At 58.9% G+C, this 19,772-nt stretch carries 18 protein-coding genes; 10 read left to right on the top strand and 8 right to left on the bottom strand.

Features of this window, described 5'->3' with window-relative positions:
• Positions 1-105: 105 nt before the first annotated feature.
• Positions 106-1,620 carry an Asp-tRNA(Asn)/Glu-tRNA(Gln) amidotransferase subunit GatB gene (gatB, locus tag IE087_RS13330; protein WP_189369832.1) on the top strand — a complete coding sequence of 505 codons (1,515 nt, stop codon included), beginning with the start codon at positions 106-108 and terminating at the stop codon, positions 1,618-1,620.
• Between the two features lie 339 nt (positions 1,621-1,959).
• On the opposite strand, the gene IE087_RS13325 is transcribed toward gatB, so the two are convergent.
• On the bottom strand, positions 1,960-3,147 hold the full coding sequence (locus IE087_RS13325) for a class I SAM-dependent methyltransferase (RefSeq protein WP_189369831.1): 1,188 nt from the start codon (positions 3,145-3,147) through the stop codon (positions 1,960-1,962).
• Between the two features lie 85 nt (positions 3,148-3,232).
• Here IE087_RS13325 and IE087_RS13320 point away from each other — a divergent pair, with 85 nt between their 5' ends.
• Positions 3,233-3,706 carry a thioesterase family protein gene (locus IE087_RS13320; protein WP_189369830.1) on the top strand — a complete coding sequence of 158 codons (474 nt, stop codon included), beginning with the start codon at positions 3,233-3,235 and terminating at the stop codon, positions 3,704-3,706.
• 66 nt (positions 3,707-3,772) lie between these two features.
• Positions 3,773-4,249: a DUF4177 domain-containing protein gene (locus IE087_RS13315; protein WP_189369829.1), complete on the top strand. Its 477-nt coding sequence runs from the start codon at positions 3,773-3,775 to the stop codon at positions 4,247-4,249.
• A 6-nt stretch (positions 4,250-4,255) separates the two neighbouring features.
• Here the strand turns inward: IE087_RS13315 and IE087_RS13310 are convergent, their stop codons facing one another.
• Positions 4,256-4,513: a BolA family protein gene (locus IE087_RS13310; protein WP_189369985.1), complete on the bottom strand. Its 258-nt coding sequence runs from the start codon at positions 4,511-4,513 to the stop codon at positions 4,256-4,258.
• An 86-nt stretch (positions 4,514-4,599) separates the two neighbouring features.
• Between IE087_RS13310 and IE087_RS13305 the strand changes: the two genes are divergently transcribed.
• A complete protein-coding gene (locus tag IE087_RS13305) occupies positions 4,600-5,226 on the top strand; it encodes a J domain-containing protein (RefSeq protein WP_189369828.1) in 627 nt (208 codons plus the stop codon).
• A gap of 48 nt (positions 5,227-5,274) precedes the next feature.
• Here the strand turns inward: IE087_RS13305 and IE087_RS13300 are convergent, their stop codons facing one another.
• Complete coding sequence (locus tag IE087_RS13300) at positions 5,275-5,709, bottom strand: Imm39 family immunity protein (RefSeq protein ID WP_189369827.1); 435 nt, start codon at positions 5,707-5,709, stop codon at positions 5,275-5,277.
• 213 nt (positions 5,710-5,922) lie between these two features.
• Here IE087_RS13300 and cobS point away from each other — a divergent pair, with 213 nt between their 5' ends.
• From cobS to IE087_RS13270, 6 genes are all read left to right on the top strand, one after another.
• Positions 5,923-6,909 carry a cobaltochelatase subunit CobS gene (gene cobS, locus IE087_RS13295; RefSeq protein ID WP_189369826.1) on the top strand — a complete coding sequence of 329 codons (987 nt, stop codon included), beginning with the start codon at positions 5,923-5,925 and terminating at the stop codon, positions 6,907-6,909.
• 1 nt (position 6,910) lies between these two features.
• Positions 6,911-7,369: a DUF4240 domain-containing protein gene (locus IE087_RS13290; RefSeq protein WP_189369825.1), complete on the top strand. Its 459-nt coding sequence runs from the start codon at positions 6,911-6,913 to the stop codon at positions 7,367-7,369.
• Between the two features lie 21 nt (positions 7,370-7,390).
• A complete protein-coding gene (locus IE087_RS13285) occupies positions 7,391-8,092 on the top strand; it encodes an aspartate/glutamate racemase family protein (RefSeq protein ID WP_189369824.1) in 702 nt (233 codons plus the stop codon).
• On the top strand, positions 8,089-9,966 hold the full coding sequence (gene cobT / locus IE087_RS13280; protein WP_189369823.1) for a cobaltochelatase subunit CobT: 1,878 nt from the start codon (positions 8,089-8,091) through the stop codon (positions 9,964-9,966). Before IE087_RS13285 ends, cobT begins: the two co-directional genes overlap by 4 nt.
• Positions 9,967-10,014: 48 nt before the next feature.
• On the top strand, positions 10,015-11,805 hold the full coding sequence (locus tag IE087_RS13275) for an aminopeptidase P family protein (protein ID WP_189369822.1): 1,791 nt from the start codon (positions 10,015-10,017) through the stop codon (positions 11,803-11,805).
• A 76-nt stretch (positions 11,806-11,881) separates the two neighbouring features.
• Positions 11,882-12,226: a DUF427 domain-containing protein gene (locus IE087_RS13270; RefSeq protein WP_189369821.1), complete on the top strand. Its 345-nt coding sequence runs from the start codon at positions 11,882-11,884 to the stop codon at positions 12,224-12,226.
• A 1-nt stretch (position 12,227) separates the two neighbouring features.
• Here IE087_RS13270 and IE087_RS13265 read toward each other — a convergent pair whose 3' ends face one another.
• The 5 genes from IE087_RS13265 to ftsZ all read right to left on the bottom strand — a co-directional run bounded on the left by IE087_RS13265 (position 12,228) and on the right by ftsZ (position 19,441).
• Complete coding sequence (locus IE087_RS13265) at positions 12,228-13,916, bottom strand: chloride channel protein (protein ID WP_189369820.1); 1,689 nt, start codon at positions 13,914-13,916, stop codon at positions 12,228-12,230.
• Between the two features lie 96 nt (positions 13,917-14,012).
• Positions 14,013-15,662 (bottom strand): DNA repair protein RecN, encoded by a 1,650-nt coding sequence (gene recN / locus IE087_RS13260; protein ID WP_189369819.1) that lies wholly within the window; start codon positions 15,660-15,662, stop codon positions 14,013-14,015.
• Between the two features lie 40 nt (positions 15,663-15,702).
• Positions 15,703-16,572: an outer membrane protein assembly factor BamD gene (locus IE087_RS13255; RefSeq protein WP_189369818.1), complete on the bottom strand. Its 870-nt coding sequence runs from the start codon at positions 16,570-16,572 to the stop codon at positions 15,703-15,705.
• 107 nt (positions 16,573-16,679) lie between these two features.
• Positions 16,680-17,603: a UDP-3-O-acyl-N-acetylglucosamine deacetylase gene (gene lpxC / locus IE087_RS13250; protein WP_189369817.1), complete on the bottom strand. Its 924-nt coding sequence runs from the start codon at positions 17,601-17,603 to the stop codon at positions 16,680-16,682.
• A gap of 197 nt (positions 17,604-17,800) precedes the next feature.
• A complete protein-coding gene (ftsZ, locus tag IE087_RS13245; protein ID WP_189369816.1) occupies positions 17,801-19,441 on the bottom strand; it encodes a cell division protein FtsZ in 1,641 nt (546 codons plus the stop codon).
• Positions 19,442-19,772 lie beyond the last annotated feature (331 nt).

The following is a 19,772-nucleotide window of genomic DNA, read 5'->3' as shown; positions in this document are numbered from 1 at the left end:
TAGCGTACCACATGTGCAAAGACGCCGGATCGTCGCGCCCTCTTGCGAGCCGTGCGGCGGCGCATTACACCGCGCGATAGCCCCTTGATGGAGATCGGTGAGACCATGCTTGACCTGACGTACGACCTTCCCAAACCCAAGACCATTGCCGGTGCCAAGCACGATTGGGAACTGGTGATCGGGATGGAGGTGCACGCGCAGGTGTCATCCAACGCCAAGCTGTTTTCGGGTGCCTCGACCAAGTTCGGTGCCGAACCCAATTCCAACGTCGCCTTCGTGGATGCGGCCATGCCCGGCATGTTGCCTGTCATCAACGAATACTGCGTGGAACAGGCCGTGCGCACCGGGCTGGGCCTGAAGGCCGAGATCAACCTGAATTCGGCCTTTGACCGGAAGAACTATTTCTACCCCGACCTGCCACAGGGCTACCAGATTTCGCAGCTGTACCACCCCATCGTGGGTGAAGGAGAAGTGCTGGTTGAGCTTGGCGATGGAACCGCCCGTCTGGTGCGCATCGAGCGTATTCACATGGAGCAGGACGCCGGTAAATCGATCCACGACATGGACCCGAACATGTCGTTCGTGGACCTGAACCGCACCGGCGTGTGCCTGATGGAAATCGTCAGCCGTCCCGATATTCGTGGCCCAGAGGAAGCCGCCGCCTACATCGCCAAACTGCGTCAGATCATGCGCTATCTGGGCACCTGCGATGGCAACATGCAGAACGGCAACCTGCGCGCGGATGTGAACGTGTCGATCTGCCGTCCCGGCGATTATGAGAAGTATCAGGAAACGCAGGATTTTTCCCATCTGGGCACGCGCTGCGAGATCAAGAACATGAACTCGATGCGCTTTATCCAGCAGGCCATTGATGTCGAGGCACGGCGACAGATTGCTATTGTTGAAGCCGGTGGTACGGTCGATCAGGAAACGCGTCTTTATGACCCGGAAAAGGGTGAAACCCGGTCGATGCGCTCGAAGGAAGAAGCGCATGACTATCGTTATTTCCCTGATCCCGACCTGCTGCCGCTTGAGATCGAACAGGCATGGGTGGATGACATCGCAGCCTCCCTGCCCGAGTTGCCGGATGCCAAGAAGAGCCGGTTTATTGGTGATTTTGGGCTAACTGATTATGACGCGTCCGTACTGACCGCAGACGTGGACACCGCCGCCTACTTCGAAGCTGTGGCCGAGGGCCGCGATGGAAAGCAGGCCGCGAACTGGACCATCAACGAGCTGTTTGGCCGTTTGAAGCGCGACGATGACAAGGGCATCACCGAAAGCCCCGTTTCGCCCGCGCAGCTGGGCGGCATCATCGACCTGATCGGCAAGGGCGACATCTCGGGCAAGATTGGCAAGGACCTGTTCGAGATCATCTACACCGAAGGCGGCGACCCGGCCGAGGTCGTCGAAGCCCGTGGTATGAAACAGGTGACGGACACGGGTGCCATCGAAGCCGCCGTGGATGAAGTGATTGCGGCCAACCCTGCGCAAGTTGAAAAAGCCAAGGAAAACCCGAAGCTTGCTGGCTGGTTCGTGGGTCAGGTGATGAAGGCGACAGGTGGTAAGGCGAACCCCAAGGCTGTGAACGAGATCGTCGCCAAGAAGCTGAACGGTTGAAAGGCTAGTTCAATCTGGAGAGCGGTTGAAAATTCTGATCTGCGCGTTCGTTTTGATAATATCTAATGCGCGAGTGATCACGCCAAGGATATGGGTTTTCCATAGCATTGTAGCTTTCGTCCCATTCCTTTTTAGATGGGTCCGGGACCTCACTGTAGGTATTGCATTTGTAGCAATGCACCTGCAATTCAACGCTACTTAGAATCGATGCAACGACGTGCCACTCATGGTCGCATGTTGCCGCATCAGCGGACAAAATATCTATTCTTTCAAAGAGATATGCGGTGGAAAGCCACGAAGTCGGGACTAAAAATGACAGTCTTGCAACCAGCTTTTTCATCACTCACCCTTCGCCAAAATTCCCGAATAGTGCATCATTCCAGAGCTGCACAGCGCAGCCTCAACCATATTCCAAACATCACGCTCCTCCAATGAGGGCGCAATCTCTGCCACCTTTCGCGTCCCGTCGACCCTTTCCACCAGCGCGGCTGCCTGTGCCGGGATTTCGAAGTGGAACGCCTCGCCAGAGGTATCGATGGTCAGCCCTTTGCCTTTGGTCAAATGCGTCGCAAGCGCCTTGGCATCGAGGTCGCGCAGGTGGGGGATCGCATCCGCCTGCCACATCGGTGGCGCAATCACCTGACCTTTGTGGCGTGCATAGGCCACATGCGTCTTGAATGTCCCACGCAAGTCCTCGGCCAGTTGCATGCGCGCGCAGCGCTCCATGTCGGGGACATCGTCAAGCAGGGGTGCAGGATCATAAAGCTGTGGCTCAGGTGCGCCTGCATAGTCCAAGCCTGCAGCGCTCAGCGCAGCCCATAGTTCGGTAATGCTGTACGGGCGATCTTGGCTGTGCAGCAACAAGTCGTAGAACCCTGCGTCCCCGTTCTTGTGATCCACCAGGCGCTGGTTGCGCTTGAACGGGTGCGCATCGGGCAGACGGTCAAAGATGCGTTTGGCCGCTTTGAGTTGTTTTTCGGGCGGCAGGTCTTGCAGAAGCACGTTGAAGGCGTCTTGCAGCGGGTAAACACCTGATCGCCCATGCGGGGCATAGACCATCAGGCCGATCCCTCCGTCCGGTTTGAGGGCCCCGGCCAGTGCGTTGAACCCGGCCTGCGGGTCCGGCAGGTGGTGCAGCACCCCGCAGCAGTCGATATAATCGAAGGGGCCATAGTCACCCGCATCCAGCAAAGACCCGGTGACAAAGGTGATACCACTGAGTTTGCGCACCTCGGCCCGCTTCTCGGCAATCCGGCGCGAGGCTTGGGACAGGTCGAGATAGGTGATGTCATAGGATCGCCCGGCATCGGTCAGCTTTTGCGCAAGCTGGATCAGGGCGTCGCCTGTCCCGCCACCCGCGACCAGAGCCTTGAGCGGCTGCGACCAGTCCCGCGCCCCGCCCCACAGCCAATGGTCCATTTCGACCGGCAAGGACGGCGAGCCTGTGATCAGCCGTTTGCGTTCGTCCGTTGGTTTACGTTCGGGGTAAGGGAACGCCTCGTACTGGGCGCGCACGGTTTCGGTCATGGCCTATCCATTCAAACAATGGTTTTCAGCTTTACCACCCCTGCCCGCGCATGCAATCCGAAGGGACGCGCCAGCAGGAGATCACATGCAAGCCCCGTTTCAATCGACCGTGATGACCGTCAAACCCGAGTGGATCGACTTTAACGGACACCTGAACATGGCCTACTATGGCGTGCTGTTCGACATGGGTGCAGACCAGATGTTTGAGCATTTCGGGTTCGGGCCCGACTACCAGTCGCGCACCGGCAACACGACCTATGCGGCCGAGTTCCACGTCCGATATATCCGCGAATTGCACGTGAATGATCCGGTGATTGTCAGCTATCACCTTGTGGATTTTGACGAAAAGCGGCTGCACTCCTTTCAGGAGTTGCGCCACGCCGATGGTTGGCTTGCAGCGACAGGCGAGACGATGACATTGCATGTGGACCAATCAGGACCACGCGTTGCCCCGATGCCCGGTGGCGTGCTGGCGCGGGTGAAGGATGTGGCCGAAGCACATGCGTCATTGAACAAACCAGAGGGTGTGCATGCCAGCATCGGTATTCGCCGCACCTGACTGACGGGCTTTTCACCCGTGACCCGCCCGGCTATATCCGCGCGAAACATGATAAGGGAACAAGTCGTGTCAGGTTGGGAATACAAGGTTGTACCCGCCCCCACCAAGGGCGTGAAAAGCAAGGGCGTCAAAGGTCCGGAAGCGCGGTTTGCACATGCGCTGGAATCGATGATGAACGATATGGGCCGTGATGGTTGGGAGTTTCAGCGCGCGGAAACGCTGCCTTCGATCGAACGATCTGGCTTGACGGGCAGCACAACGGAATGGCGCAACCTCCTGGTCTTTCGCCGTCCGGTCAGCGACCCAATTGACGAGTTTGAACCCGAGCTGCTTCCGCCGCCTGCTGACACCCCTGAGACCGACAACGAAACCCCCGAAGGCGAAGCGGAAGACGGCGAAGAGGATGCGACATTTTCGCCCGGTGAGGGCGCCACACAGATGGCATCTGATAACGGCGTCGAAGAAACCAGCCCTGTGTCTGGAATGACCACGTCCCTCAAGAATCTGGCCAGCCAGCGCAGCGGTGCAGAAACAAAGGATTAGGGTCTCTCAGACATCCAGATCCAGCGCCAATGCGTGAATGCGCCCGATCAATTCGGGACCCAGGGCCGCGTGAACAGCGCGATGTCGCGCGATACGATTTTTCCCTTTAAACTCAGAAGCTCGCAGCATGACATTGAAGTGACTTTGGCCGGCCGCCGGGGCCCCTGAATGGCCCGCATGGCTTGCACTGTCATCGACCACGGTGATATCACGTAGGTTGAAGGCAGCGCGCAGCTTGTCTTCAATTTCTTGCCGAACAGTCATTTCAACTGACATTTTTTTCATGCACCCCCTTCAATCTCTGCACTCAGACTCTAAACTTGTGGGCCTGAGTCGGAAAGGACCCCTCCATGCCTAAACCTGATCCTTTTGGTTTTGATATGTCCGTGTCTTCTGCAAAGAAGAAAAATCCGCGCGGACGGAGGGGTATGTCCGGCGCGTCAGAGACATCAACGCGCATCTGCGATCACGAAGGCTGCAACGAGCCGGGCAAGTTTCGCGCGCCCAAAGCGCCGGACGTTCTGGATGATTTCTACTGGTTCTGCCAGCAGCACGTGCGCGAGTACAACAACAAGTGGAACTTCTTTGACGGCACGACCGAGGCCGAGATCAACGCCCAACAATCCAAGGACAAGGTATGGGAACGCCAGACCAAGCCGATGGGCGACCCTGAGGCACGCGCATGGGCACGTCTGGGCATCGAGGACCCGCATCAGGTCTTGGGCAAGAACGCGACCCAGAACCCCGGCCGTGGCGGCTCAGCAGCCTCGCGCCGTCTGCCCCCGACCGAAAAGCGGGCCATCGAAATTCTGGAAGCAAAAGCCGACGCAACAAAAGCCGAGGTACGCAAGGCTTACAAGAAGCTGATCAAGGTGCTGCACCCCGATATGAACGGCGGGGATCGCAGCCAAGAAGAGCAGTTGCAAGAGGTCGTCTGGGCTTGGGATCAGATCAAAGATAGCAGGAATTTCAAGTGATGGATCGCCTTGCGTCAAATTCAAGGGTGCTAGGCGATCAAGCGCGGCTTACTCCAAATCGCTCCCTCCACGCGATTTGATCTGATACGACCCTTTAACCAAATGATTGTGGTGCAAGTGTTCGGGCAGCGGGGCCGAATAGCGCCGCCCGATATCTTCCAGCGTTCTGGCACAAACTTCGAGCAAAGCTACCTTCAAAGCCGCACGATCCAATGACTGCAAGTCATCCATCGACGCAACAAACGAAACTGGCAACTCGTTGTGTAGAGCGTCAACCGCCTGATATTGAGGCAACTTTTCTGCAGTCGCGCCAAGTCTAATGACTAGATGGATGCAGCCAAATGGCAAGTCAGATGCCGCAAACCAATTGGCAATGTCGCTTTCCAGTTGATCGCATATCTCGCGCATCACTGGGCCAAAAGAGACCACCCGGCCTTTTGTCAACGAAACACCACCCATCAGGAACTGTCTTTTCTGCGCCAATATTTGTTCCTCAATGTCAAAAATCGCGGGCGATCATTGGTGCGTCTGAACCGTATCAATCAAGTTATTGCGGACGGTCGTCAGCAGGTAAACACAGCGCTGCCATTTTCTGTTCAGGCATACGCCCTTCCCCTTGCCCTTTCCCGCCATATGTTGCACCACCGACAGCGCGCCCATCCGGGGCGCGTTTTCTATGCTGAAGGACAATTTGAGATGGCGGACGGTGGAATGGACATCAATGCAAAACCAACCGAGGAAATCTCGGTCCGTGAAGTGTTTGGCATTGATACGGACATGGTGGTCAAGGGCTTTGCCGACCGCAGCGACCGCGTGCCGGAACTGGACAGCACCTACAAGTTTGATCCCGACACCACACTGGCAATCCTTGCAGGGTTTTCCCACAACCGCCGTGTGATGATCCAGGGCTATCACGGGACGGGTAAGTCGACGCACATCGAACAGGTTGCGTCGCGCCTGAACTGGCCCGCCGTGCGTGTGAACCTCGACAGCCATATCTCCCGGATCGACCTGATCGGCAAGGATGCCATCAAGTTGAAAGACGGCAAGCAAGTCACTGATTTCCAAGAGGGTATCCTGCCCTGGGCCTTGCGCAACCCCACCGCCATCGTGTTCGATGAGTACGATGCCGGCCGAGCCGACGTGATGTTCGTGATCCAGCGCGTTCTGGAAGTGGACGGCAAGCTGACTCTTCTCGACCAGAACCAGGTGATCAACCCGCACCCCTATTTCCGCATCTTTGCGACCGCCAACACAGTGGGCTTGGGCGACACCACGGGCCTCTACCACGGGACGCAGCAGATCAACCAAGGCCAGATGGACCGCTGGTCGCTGGTGGCGACACTGAACTACCTTTCGATCGACGCTGAAACGGCAATCGTGCTGGCCAAAAACCCGCATTACAACACGGCCGAGGGGCGCAAAACCATCAAGCAGATGGTGACAGTGGCTGACCTGACGCGGACTGCGTTTATGAACGGCGATCTGTCGACCGTGATGTCGCCCCGGACCGTGATCGCATGGGCACAAAACGCCGAGATTTTCCGCAATGTCGGCTACGCCTTCCGCCTGTCCTTCCTGAACAAGTGTGATGAGCTGGAGCGGCAGACAGTGGCGGAATTCTACCAGCGTTTGTTTGACGAGGAACTGCCGGAAAGCGCGGCGAGTGTGAGCTTGGGATGATATGCGTAACCTGCCCGCTCCTAAATTCTGGTCATTGATCAATTCGATTGAAGGCTCAGGGTGGAACGACAGGTCAACAGACCTTTCGCCGCTGATCAACCGCTTGCAAAGCTGCGACGACAACACAATCTTTGGATTTGAAGAGGCGCTAACTGCCAAACTGTATGCCATCGACACATATGCTCATTACCGAAAACTGATCTGGCAGCCCGGTTCTGCAGACCCTTTTCTTTACAAAAGACTGGCTATCGTCGCCCAAGGGCAAGCTTTTTATGAAAGGTTTGCCGCACGTCCCTTTTGGACGCGCCGTTGGCCAACAGATTGGCTTGAAGGACTACTCTACGTTGCAAGTGACGCCTACGAAGGCAAGCACGGAACAGAAATGGATTTTTCCCCGACGCTTCCAAAGGAAAGTTTTTCCAACTTAGACGGTTGGTCCAACCGAAACAGGAAACAGTAAGATAAGACGGGAGTCGGAGAAATGCATATCGGCCTGATTGGCGGCATTGGTCCCGCGGCAACCGTTGTATATTACCAACGCCTGACCGACGCCATGCGGGCGCTGAATGCACCTTTGGACCTGACGATTGTAAACACCGAGGCGTCAACGCTGCTGGAAAACAATCTGGCCGGAAATAGGGCGGCGCAGGCGGAAATTTACGCCGTGCTCATTGAACGGTTGAAGGCGGCGGGTGCGGACTGTGCTGCGATCACCTCGCTCGGCGGACACTTCTGCTTTGGGGAAACCGTTGCACTGTCTGCGTTGCCACTGATCAGCGCGGTCAACCCGCTTGACGCCTTTTTCGTTGCACAAGGCTTTGAAACCGTCGGTTTACTCGGAACGGGTGTCGTGATGCGGACGCAACTATATGGTCAACTTGAGCAGACCAAGGCTGTTGCGCCTCAAGATATCGATGGTGTTGGAACGGCCTATACCGACATGGCCCTTGCTGGACGCTGCACAGACGCCCAGCGCGCTTTTTTCATCGAAGAGGGCCGCAAGCTGGTTGACGCAGGCGCACAGGCCGTTGTTCTGGCGGGGACCGATCTGAATCTGGCTTTTGACGGGCGCGACGTGGGCTATGAAGTCATCGATGCGCTTGATATCCATGTGGATGTGCTGGTTGCCCTCGCAACCGGGCGCGCCACCCTGTCTGATCATTCCGTAGGCGGTTCTGCATGAGCACCCAAAACGACAACCCCGCCGATCCGTTCAAAAAGGCCCTCGCCGAAGCCACGAAGGTCATGGCGAATGATCCCGAGTTGAACGTCTCTTACTCCGTCGATCCGGCGGGTGTGTCCGGCGATTCCATGCGGTTGCCGCAGGTGTCGCGCCGCATGACGCGGGAAGAGGTGCTTTTGGCCCGCGGGACCGCCGACGCATTGGCCTTGCACCGCCGCTATCACAACGGGCAGACCCATGCGCGCTACTCTCCTCAGGGCGAGATGGCGCGGGACCTTTACGAAGCCATGGAGACGGCCCGCTGCGAGGCGATGGGTGCGCGGGACATGCCGGGCACGGCTGGTAACATTGATGCCAAGATTGCCAATGAGGCTCTGCGCAAGGGCTATGATCAGTGCAAGCAAGCATCGGATGTGCCGTTGGCGGCTGCGGCAGGTTATCTGGTGCGCCATTTGGCAACCGGTCGCCCTCTGCCCGCAGGGGCCGAGAACGCGATGGAATTGTGGCGCGGGTTTATCGAGGATCAGGCGGGCGGTACGCTCGAAAATCTTGGCGACATTCTGGACGATCAGGCCGCCTTTGCGAAATTCGCACGGCAGGTGATCACGGATCTCGGCTATGGCGATCAGCTGGGGGATGATCCTGATCAGCTGGACGAGGATCAGGAAGATCAGGCCGAAGAAGGTCAGGAAGAAGAACAGGAACCCGACAGCACCGGCCAGGACGACCAGGACGAGGAAAACGCCGAAGGCACGCCCGAAAGCTCGCAGGACGAGACGCAGGATGCGTCCGAGGCCCAGGTGTCCATGGATGACATGGCCGATCAGGAACTGGGCGAAGAGGCGGAGATGCCCGAGGGCGAGGCGCCGCTGGAACCCCCTGCCCCTCAGCCAGTTTCCGAGGCTGATCCGGACTACCAAATCTATCTCGATACTCATGACGAGGAGATCGGGGCCGAGGATCTGGCCGAACCGGTCGAGTTGGAACGGTTGCGCGCCTATCTGGATCAGCAGCTGGAGCCATTGAAAGGCGCCGTGTCCCGTCTGGCCAACAAGTTGCAGCGCCGGTTGCAGGCACAACAGAACCGCAGCTGGGAGTTCGACCGCGAGGAAGGGATGCTGGATGCGGGCCGTTTGGCGCGTGTGGTGGCGAACCCAACAACGCCACTGTCGTTCAAGGTCGAAAAGGATACCGAGTTCCGCGATACGATTGTCACTTTGCTGCTCGATAATTCCGGGTCCATGCGTGGGCGTCCAATTTCCATTGCGGCTATCTGCGCCGACGTTCTGGCGCGCACGCTGGAGCGGTGCAATGTGAAGGTCGAAATCCTCGGCTTCACGACCCGCGCTTGGAAAGGCGGTCTTGCCCGCGAGGCGTGGCTGAATGATGGACGTCCAAGCCAACCGGGGCGTCTGAACGATCTGCGTCACATCATCTACAAATCCGCCGACGCGCCGTGGCGCCGGACCCGGCCCAATCTGGGCCTGATGATGAAAGAAGGTTTGCTGAAGGAAAACATCGACGGTGAGGCGCTGGAATGGGCGCATCGCCGGATGGTGGGACGCCCCGAGGCGCGCAAGATCCTGATGGTCATTTCCGATGGTGCGCCGGTCGATGACAGCACCTTGTCCGTCAACCCGGCCAACTACCTTGAAAAACACCTGCGCGACGTGATCGCGATGGTCGAGCGCAAGCGCGCCGTGGAACTGCTGGCCATCGGCATCGGGCACGACGTGACGCGCTATTACGACCGCGCGGTGACCATCACCGATGTTGAGCAACTGGCCGGTGCAATGACCGAACAGCTTGCCGCGCTGTTTGACAGCGACCCAAGGGCACGGGCACGCATCATGGGCATGCGGAAGGCGAGTTGAGATCGGCCCTTCGTGGAGGATTTTTTGAAACAGGGAAAAGGCTGAGCGATGTTCCAGAGCTTTGAGGTCACTGCACGTCCGGAACAAGGGCCGCCTCGGCTGGCTGCACTGCGCGCTGAACTGGACAGGGACGGTCTGGACGGTTTTCTGATCCCTCGCGCCGACGCCCATCAGGGCGAGTATGTCTCGGCCCGGGACGAGCGGTTGGCGTGGTTGACCGGGTTTACCGGGTCAGCCGGGTTTTGTGCCGCTCTACGCGATGTCGCAGGTGTATTCATTGACGGGCGGTATCGGACGCAGGTGAAGGCGCAGGTCGCTTCGGACTACACCCCTGTGCCATGGCCCGACGTGTCCTTGGCGAACTGGCTGAAAGATCAATTGCCCGACGGCTGCAAGGTCGGTTTTGACCCGTGGTTGCACACACCCGGACAGATTGTACAGGCAGAGGATGGGCTGAAAGGCACAGGCATTGAGCTTGTACAATGCGACAACCTTGTGGACCGCATCTGGAATGACCAACCTGCCCCTGCAGCAGAACCGGCGAAGGTTCATCCGCTGGATTTTGCGGGCGAGTCTCATGACGACAAACGGGTCCGGTTGGCCCAGGCATTGTCGGATGCAGGTGCGAAGTCAGCGATCATTACCCTGCCCGACAGCCTGTGCTGGCTGTTGAACATCCGTGGCTCTGACATTCCCCGGAACCCGATTGCTCAAGGCTTTGCCATCCTGCACGTCACGGGTGCGGTCGATCTGTTTATGGATCCCGCCAAACTGATCGAGGTACACGATCATCTTGGGGATGACGTGACCTGCCATGCGCCTGATACTTTCCTGGATGCGCTCACCGGTCTGGAAGGTCCGGTGCGGTTGGAGAAGTCTTCGGTTCCCGTTATTGTGGCCGATGCCATCGGGGATCGGGTGCAATGGGGCGACGACCCTTGTGCGCTGCCCAAGGCGTGCAAGAATGCTGCCGAGATCGCGGGCAGTGCCGAAGCCCATTTGCGCGACGGTGCCGCGGTCGTCGAGCTGCTGGCGTGGCTGGACCGGCAGGCCCTCGGCAGCCTGCGCGAGACCCAAGTCGTCACGCAACTTGAACAATACCGCCGCCGTGACAACGCCCTGCAGGACATCAGTTTCGAGACTATTGCGGGCACAGGCCCCAACGGTGCGATCATGCATTACCGCGTGACGGAAGAGACGGACAGCACCCTTGAAGAAGGTCACCTGATCGTTCTGGACAGCGGCGGCCAATATCTGGACGGTACCACGGACATCACGCGTACAATCGCGATTGGCACGCCTCCTGACGAGGCGCGTGCCGCCTTTACGCGTGTATTGCTGGGCATGATCGGGATGTCGCGCCTGATCTGGCCGGTCGGGCTGGCCGGACGGGATATCGAGGCGATTGGCCGCGCACCCTTGTGGTATGCGCATCAGGATTTCGATCACGGGCTGGGCCATGGTGTCGGTGCTTATCTTTCCGTGCACGAGGGGCCGCAGCGCCTGAGCCGCGTCAGCACCGTGCCGTTTAAGCCTGGCATGATCCTGTCGAACGAGCCGGGGTACTACCGGGAAGGCGGGTTTGGCATTCGGATCGAGAACCTGATCGTAGTTGAAAAGGCGGACTGCCCGCCCGGCGGCGACGCCCATCGCGAGATGCTGAGCTGGCGCACGCTGACCTTCGCCCCCATTGATCGGCGCCTTATTGTACCGGACATGCTGGACGCAACGTCACGGGCGTGGCTCAACGCCTACCACGCTGAAACGCTTGAAAAAATCGGCCCGCGCGTCTCGGATGAAACCCGGGAATGGCTCGTACAGGCCTGTGCACCTTTGTAAGTCTGGCAGCACTTTCATTGATCTGTTACACCTGCCCTTCATCACGGTAGGACCACTGACGACAGGAGGCGCAGGCATGGCTGATCACATCAAGATCCGCAAGGCACCCGGCACATGGACAGTACGTGCAGGAGGCGCCGTTCTGGGGGAAAGCAGCAATGCGCTTGAGCTGAGCGAAGGGGACTACCCCGCCGTCATCTATTTCCCGCGCGATGACATCGCGATGGCGTTTCTTGATCGCACGGACAAAACAACGCGCTGTCCGCACAAGGGCGATGCCAACTACTTTTCCGTTGTCACGAAATCACAAACACTGGCCAACGCCGTCTGGACCTACGAGGACCCCATTGATGGCGTCGCCAGGATCAAGGATCACCTTGCGTTCTACGGCAAGGACGGCGTCACTGTCGAACAGATCTGATCTAACTGTGTTCTTCTGCTGCCGTGGCGGCAAGGGCACGGTTATAGGCTTTGAGCGCATCGACGTGGAACAAAGCCCCCTGTAGCTCGGGGGCGGCGTTTTCACCTGTCAGCGTGACCACCGGAATAAAGGGCACCATTGTGGTGTCAAAAATCGGCAGGGCCGCTTCAAGCGTTGCGCTTTCATCGACATAGATGCCGTCGGTGATCATCTCCCAACAGCGCGTTTCGTCCGCCATGCGGGCGTCCCCCGGCTTGCGCATGACCGATCCCACCCGGAACATGGCCAGCAGGTAGGCCTGCGGACCAGCAGCAAGGTGCACACCTCGCCGTTCCAGCTGGGTGAGGAAGAATGACCGATCCACCAGCCGTGATGACAGCGCCGTCGACATAGATACGGCCACCATCACAGCCAGACCCGTTTGCCAGTCGCCCGTCAGCTCGAACACAATCAGTGTCGTGGAAATCGGTGCACCCAAGACAGCGGCGGCCACGGCGCCCATGCCGGCAAGCGCGTATAGTGTTACAGACCCCGAGACATCCGGAAAAACCCCGGTTGCCACAAGGCCGAAGCTGAGCCCCGTCAACGCCCCGATCATCAGCGACGGGGAAAAGACGCCGCCGCCCATGCGCCCTGCCATGGTAACGGCCACCGCTGCTGTCTTCAGCACAATGAACACCATCACCTCGTTCAAGGCCAGTTTCCCGGTCAGAGCCAAGGATGTGGTTTCGTAACCGACCCCGATGATGTGCGGATAAAAGATTGCCATGCCGCCCAGCAATGCGCCAGCAACCGCAGGACGCAACCAGCGCGGCATACCTGTACGATGCTGAAACCGCGAGGCCACGTCATCTGTCCAGAAGATCGAGCGCATCAGGACTACCGAAACGAGGCCGCATGTCAGGCCAAGCAACAGGAACGCGGGCAATTCCTGATAGAACACCAACTCGTTGGTGTCGGGCAGCATGAACTCAGTCACGTCGCCAAATTCGAGCCGGTTGATGACGGTGCCCGCCACCGACGCAATGACGATGGGGGCAAAGGCGTGAACGGCAAAATGGCGCAACACCACTTCCAGCGCAAAAAGCGCACCAGCGATGGGCGCGTTGAAGCTGGCAGAGACGGCAGCCGCGACGGCGCAGCCCAGCAGGTCGCGCCCGGTGACACCATCGGCCTTGATCCAGCGACACACCTTGGTCGAGATCACGGCGGCGATATGCACCACCGGCCCCTCGCGGCCTGTCGAGCCGCCAGTAGAGAGCGTGATGAAGCTGGCAAAGGCAGAGGCGACCCCGGCGCGTGTGCTCACCCGCCCGTCGCGCAGGGCAGCGCCCTCGATCACATCCGCAACGCTGCGGGCAACGGCATCCTTGGTGAAGTTATGCAGGATCAGGCCGGTGATCAGACCACCCACTATTGGAATGATCAGAATCCAGTACCACGGCAGTGAGGACGCGAATGTGTGCAGGTATTGGACATCCTCGGTGCCATACAGAAATGCCTGCAGCGCCTCGATCCCTTTACGGAAAAACAGCGCCGCAAATCCGGCGGCAATCCCGATGGCAAGGGCGATGAACCAGAACTGGATTTGGCTCGGCCCACGGTGCCGCAAAACATGCCAACCGTCCTTGCACGCGGTGACCGCGAGGTCGAGTTGCTGGGACAAGATGGATCGGTCGGAGGCGGACATGGGGCCGGGCTACAAAGATACGTGGCTATTTCAGCGTTACGCCCTTTGCTGCGCCTGCGAAAGCCCCCGCAGCATCACAGTACGGCGACTGTGGCCTTAACCGCTCAGCAAAGCGCGCGCCGCGCCACGCGCTTCATCAGTGATGGTGTCTCCGGCCAGCATGCGCGCGATCTCATCCACCCGCTCAGGAGCAGCAAGCGGCACAACTTGTGAGGTGGTCATGCCTTTCGACACTTGCTTTTCCACGCGCCAGTGATGCGCACCCAGCGCTGCCACCTGCGGTGAATGAGTGACCACGAGCACCTGACCCGTTTGGGCAATCTGGCTCAACCTGCGGCCCACTGCATCGGCAGTAGCACCACCAACACCCCGGTCAATCTCGTCAAAGATCATGGTCAGCCCGGACTGCTCGCGTGTCAGACAGACCTTGAGCGCCAGCAGGAAGCGGCTAAGCTCACCGCCGGATGCAATCTTGTTCAAAGGTCCAGATGGGGCGCCTGGGTTCGTGGCAACGGTAAACGCCACGGCATCGCGGCCATCAGGCCCCGGCTCCTCCTCGGTGATCTGGGTTTCGAAAACAGCCCGCTCCATCTTGAGCGGGGCCAGTTCCGCCATCACGGCCTTGTCCAATGCCTTGGCTGACTTCCGACGTGCAGCGCCCAGTTTTTCCGCTGCCGTGTCATAGGCCGCCTCGGCCTCTGCCACAGCAGATTGCAGACGGCCCAGATCGGCATCCCCGGTGTCCAGAGCCGACAGTTTTGCGCGCAGCCCATCTGCAAAAATGGCCAGTTCATCGGGCACGACATCGTGTTTGCGGGCCAGCCCGCGAATGGCAAATAGCCGTTCCTCAGTATCTTCCAACTCGGTTGGGTCGAATGTCAGGTGATCCAGCGCGGAGACGATACCGTCTGTTGCCTCATCCAGTTCGACCATCGCACGGGCCAGCGCGGCAAGCGGAATATCCAGATGACCCTCGGCCTTGTCTGCCACACCATCGAGCCAGCGAATGGCGTCACTCATGGCCCCTTCCGCCCCTTCGTGGCCAAGGATTTGGTGCGCGCGCTGCACATCTCCGCGAATGCGCTCGGCCCCTTGCATCAACCTGCGGCGGGTGTCGAGCTCGGCCTCTTCCCCCGGTTTGGGATCAAGCGCATCCAGCTCGGCGACAGCATGGCGCAGGAAATCCTCTTCATCGCGTATGGCGACCATCGCTGCTTCGGCTTCCGCCATGGCTTTGCGGGCTTGCCCCATGGTGCGCCACGCCTTGCGCGTCTTGCCCCGTGCGGCGTCGAGATTGGCAAATTCATCCAGAATTGCCCGGTGACCGCGCGGGTTCAGCAAACCGCGGTCATCATGTTGACCATGCAGTTCGATCAAAGTGTCTGACAACGCCCGAAGCACTTCCCCGGAACAGCGGCGGTCGTTCACCCATGCCGTCTTGCGCCCATCCGCCGTGTTGACGCGTCGCAGGATCAATTCGTCTTCGGCTGGCAGCCCCGCCTCATCCAACACGGCCCGCGCGGGGTGATCATCAGGCAGGTCAAACCACGCCGTCACCTCGCCCTGCGCAGCCCCCTGACGCACCAGATCCGCACGACCGCGCCACCCCAGTACAAAGCCTAGACTGTCCAGCAGGATGGATTTACCCGCGCCGGTTTCGCCGGTCAGAACGTTGAGACCCGGCTGGAACTGCAATTCCAACCGGTCGATAATCAGCATGTCGGAGATATCCAACCCGCGCAGCATCAACAGACCCTCACTAAGTCCGGCACGCCCCGCCCTGAGATCAGAGCCACCGTCCTTTGATCATCTGACGGTAAATCTGTGACAGCCAGTTGTTTCCACGCGCGTTTGGTTCAAGCCCCTGCCCGGTCAGAAGGTTGAAACTGTCCTGATACCATTCTGTGGACTGGAAGTTGTACCCCAAGATCGCCCCTGCAGTCTGCGCTTCATCCGTCAGGCCAAGCGACAGATAGGCCTCAACCAGGCGGTGCAACGCCTCGGGTGTGTGGCTGGTCGTCTGGAAATCCTCAACCACAACACGGAAACGGTTGATCGCGGCCGAGAAGTTATCGCGACGCAGGTAGTAGCGTCCGATCTCCATTTCCTTACCTGCCAAATGATCAAAGGCGAGGTCGAATTTCAGGATCGACGATCTTGCGTATTCACTGTCCGGATACCGCTCAATAACCTCGCGCAGCGATTGCAGTGCCTGAAAAGTCAGCCCCTGATCGCGCCCAACTTCGTCGATCTGGTCATAATAGCTAAGGGCCAACAGGTACTGGGCATACGCTGCGTCATCATCATCCGGATAAAAGTCGATGAAACGCTGCGCAGCAGACCGGCTGTTCGGGTAGTCCTTGTCCCTGTGATGGGCAAAAGCCTGCATGATCAGGGCGCGACGGGCCCAATCCGAATAAGGGTAGAGACGTTCGATTTCAGAAAAGTAGAAAGCAGCCTCAGTCAACTGCCCCCCTTCCAGCTCGAATTCACCACGTTCAAAGATTTGCTCTGCGGTAAAGTTCTCGAGCGGCACTTCCTGACGATTGAAGAACCCGCCCGTAGTCGGTCGCCCATTGCTGTTGCCGCATGCCGCAACCAACGTCGCTATTGTGACGACAGCCGCCAGGCGCGTAATGGATTTTCCGCGGGTCATTCCTTGCCACCCCCAAGATGCTCAGCACCGCCCATTTCAGGCTGTTTGCCCGTCTCTAGCACAAAGTTTCGGAAGGATGAAATGACGATTTGCCCGGATGACGCGGATCAGGCAACTTCGGGGATTTCGTCCCATACAAGGCCCGATCCAGGTAGGCGTGCCGTCATCTCTTCGTCACATGTGATCATGCGTACGGCACCCTGCGTTGCAAAGAGTTCGCGCAACAATTGGTTAGTCAACGTGTGCCCTGCCCGCGTGCCTGTATAGTGGCCAACAATCGGCGCACCGGCCAAGGCAAGATCACCCAGTGCATCCAGCATCTTGTGGCGCACAGGCTCGTCCGAGTGGCGCAAACCGCCCGGGCTTGACACGCGGTCACCATCAAAGACAACGGCATTGACACCGGGCGCACCGCCCAAAGCCAAACCATTGGCCTGCATCTGCTTTACGTCATCCTGACGGCAAAAGGTGCGGCTGTCGCTTAGTTCGCGCGCAAAGCTGCCGTTGGACATATTCAGCGACTTCGACTGGCGCCCGATAGCCGGATCCACGAAATCAATGTGGAAGTCGATCCTTACAACATCCGACGGCGCAATGGTTGCTGTTGCATCGCCTTGTGTCACGGTAACCGATTTCAACACTTCGAACGCACGTACGCGCGCCGGAAGTCTGCGCAAACCGCGCCGCATGATACCGCGCACAAACGGCAGGGCCGAGCCGTCGACGATCGGCACTTCAGGGCCGTCAATTTCAATCAGGGCATTGTGAACGCCACAGCCGGCGATGGCCGCCATAATATGTTCCACTGTGCCGACCGACACGCCAGCATCGTTCACAAGGGTGGTACACAACGGCGATTGGCGCACCACATCGTAGCGCGCCGGGATCAGCGCATCGCGATCGGTGACGTCAGTGCGTCGGAACCAGATGCCATGTTCCGCCATGGCAGGGCGCACAGTCAAACGCGCAGGTTTCCCAGAATGCAATCCGCATCCGGTAAAAACAACTGGTCCTTTGACGGTCGTTTGCACGGGGCCCACCCATTACAGTTTCTGACACCGCCAGAGCTAAGGTGGAGTGGTCAAACACACAACTCACTCTTTGCAACGGTATGAAACATGTATGTAACAGCTGCGCAGCAATGCGCGCATCACTCACTAACCTATTGAAAATATAAAATTAAAAGGGCCGCCAAATGGCAGCCCTCATGCCGGTTTGTGACCGGATTTTAGTTCGCTTGACGCCGCAGGAAGGCCGGAATTTCAATCCGCTCCTGATCTGGATCGACGGCTTCGGCCGGGCGAGGTGCAGGTGCAGGCGCCGGGGCCGCACCATTCCCTTGGACCGGAGGCTGCTGGCGTGCGGGGCGCTCCTGCCCTGCTGGCGCACCTTCCGCTGTACCTGTCATGCGATTGATCAAGGAATTGATACCAAAACGCGGCTTCTCTGCGGCAGCCGCCGGCTGGGCAGGCTGAGGCGCAGGTGCTGCGGCGGGTGCCGCTTTTTGCGTAGCCGCGCGCAAACGCGCCAATGCTTCGGGTGATGGGGTGCCGGGCGCTGGCGCACGTGGGGCAACGAACTCTTCCGCAGGCGTGATTGCCGGATCCGGCTTTGGTTCGAACGCAGCCACCTGCGGTTGGTAGGCAGGCGGAGGTAGATCATCCTCTGCAGCGGCCGGAGTTTCATCTGCAAAAATGTCTTCGGCCATGTCCTGCGCGGCGACCTGTTGAACATCCATCTCCTGGAACAGTGAAGGTTCTTCTGCAGCAGCGGCCACTGGAGCCGGTGCAGGCTCAGGCATGGGCTCTGCCGCCGGAGCAGGCGCAGGCTCTTCTGCGGTCACGGTCTGGCTGAGCGGTGCTGCCATCGACCGGCGCGGGACCGGGATTTCGCTTTGGACGTCGGACGCGTCAATACCTGTCGCAACCACGCTGACGCGCATGTTGCCCTCCATCGCCGTATCGAGCGTCGAACCAACGATGATGTTGGCGTCCGGATCCACCTCTTCGCGGATGCGGTTGGCCGCTTCGTCCAGTTCGAACAGGGTCAGGTCGTGGGCGCCGGTGATGTTGATCAGAACACCTTTCGCACCACGCAGCGAGATTTCGTCGAGCAGCGGGTTGGCAATGGCCTTTTCGGCGGCCTGGATGGCGCGATCTTCGCCGTCGGCCTCGCCCGTGCCCATCATGGCTTTGCCCATCTCGTCCATCACGGCGCGCACGTCTGCGAAGTCGAGGTTGATCAGGCCCGGACGCACCATCAGGTCCGTCACGCCCTTAACACCTTGATACAGCACGTCATCCGCCATGCTGAAGGCTTCTGTGAACGTGGTCTTTTCATTCGCCAGACGGAACAGATTCTGGTTTGGAATGATGATCAATGTATCGACCATCTTCTGCAGCGATTCAACGCCGTCCTCGGCCTGCCGCATCCGCTTGGCGCCTTCGAACTGGAAGGGTTTGGTGACAACGCCAACGGTCAGAACGCCCAGTTCGCGGGCCGCCTGTGCGATGATCGGCGCAGCGCCCGTTCCGGTACCGCCGCCCATACCGGCAGTGATGAAACACATGTGGGCACCGGCCAGGTGATCCACGATCTGTTCAATTGATTCTTCGGCAGCCGCTGCCCCTACGGATGCGCGCGCTCCTGCCCCAAGACCTTCGGTAACCTTAATGCCCAACTGGACCCGGTTGGTCGCCGCAGATTGCTGCAGCGCCTGCGCGTCGGTGTTGGCGACAACGAAATCGACGCCATCCAGTTGTTTTTCAATCATGTTATTGACGGCGTTGCCACCTGCACCACCAACACCAAAGACGGTGATGCGGGGTTTCAGCTCGTCATGTCCGGGCATGGAAAGGTTGAGGGTCATAAGTCAGGTCCGCCTGTCTGATTTGCCGCATTTGCGGGTGTTTTTGTGCCTAAATTGCATCGACTCTAGCGTTTTAGGGTCAGAACGTCACCCTCAAATCGCAAACTTGCCGCAAAATATAGGCACATTTGAACACCGATCTGCAAAATTTCGCCGAGGCGTGGATATCTTGCGGTTGAACATGGGAATGGCACAAGCAGAACTACAGCGCGCGCCACGAGGGCGTGCGAAATACGGGTTTTTGTGCAAACTGCTCGGTCTGCCATATAGTGCGGCCTGCCTTGTGCCGCGCGCCTCTTTCGGGCGTTGGTCATAGGGTGATCCATAACGT

It is taken from the genome of Tateyamaria omphalii (assembly GCF_014651375.1).
Taxonomy (GTDB): domain Bacteria; phylum Pseudomonadota; class Alphaproteobacteria; order Rhodobacterales; family Rhodobacteraceae; genus Tateyamaria; species Tateyamaria omphalii.
Note: the sequence above shows the minus strand (reverse complement) of the source record. Positions and strands in the feature narration are given on the sequence as shown.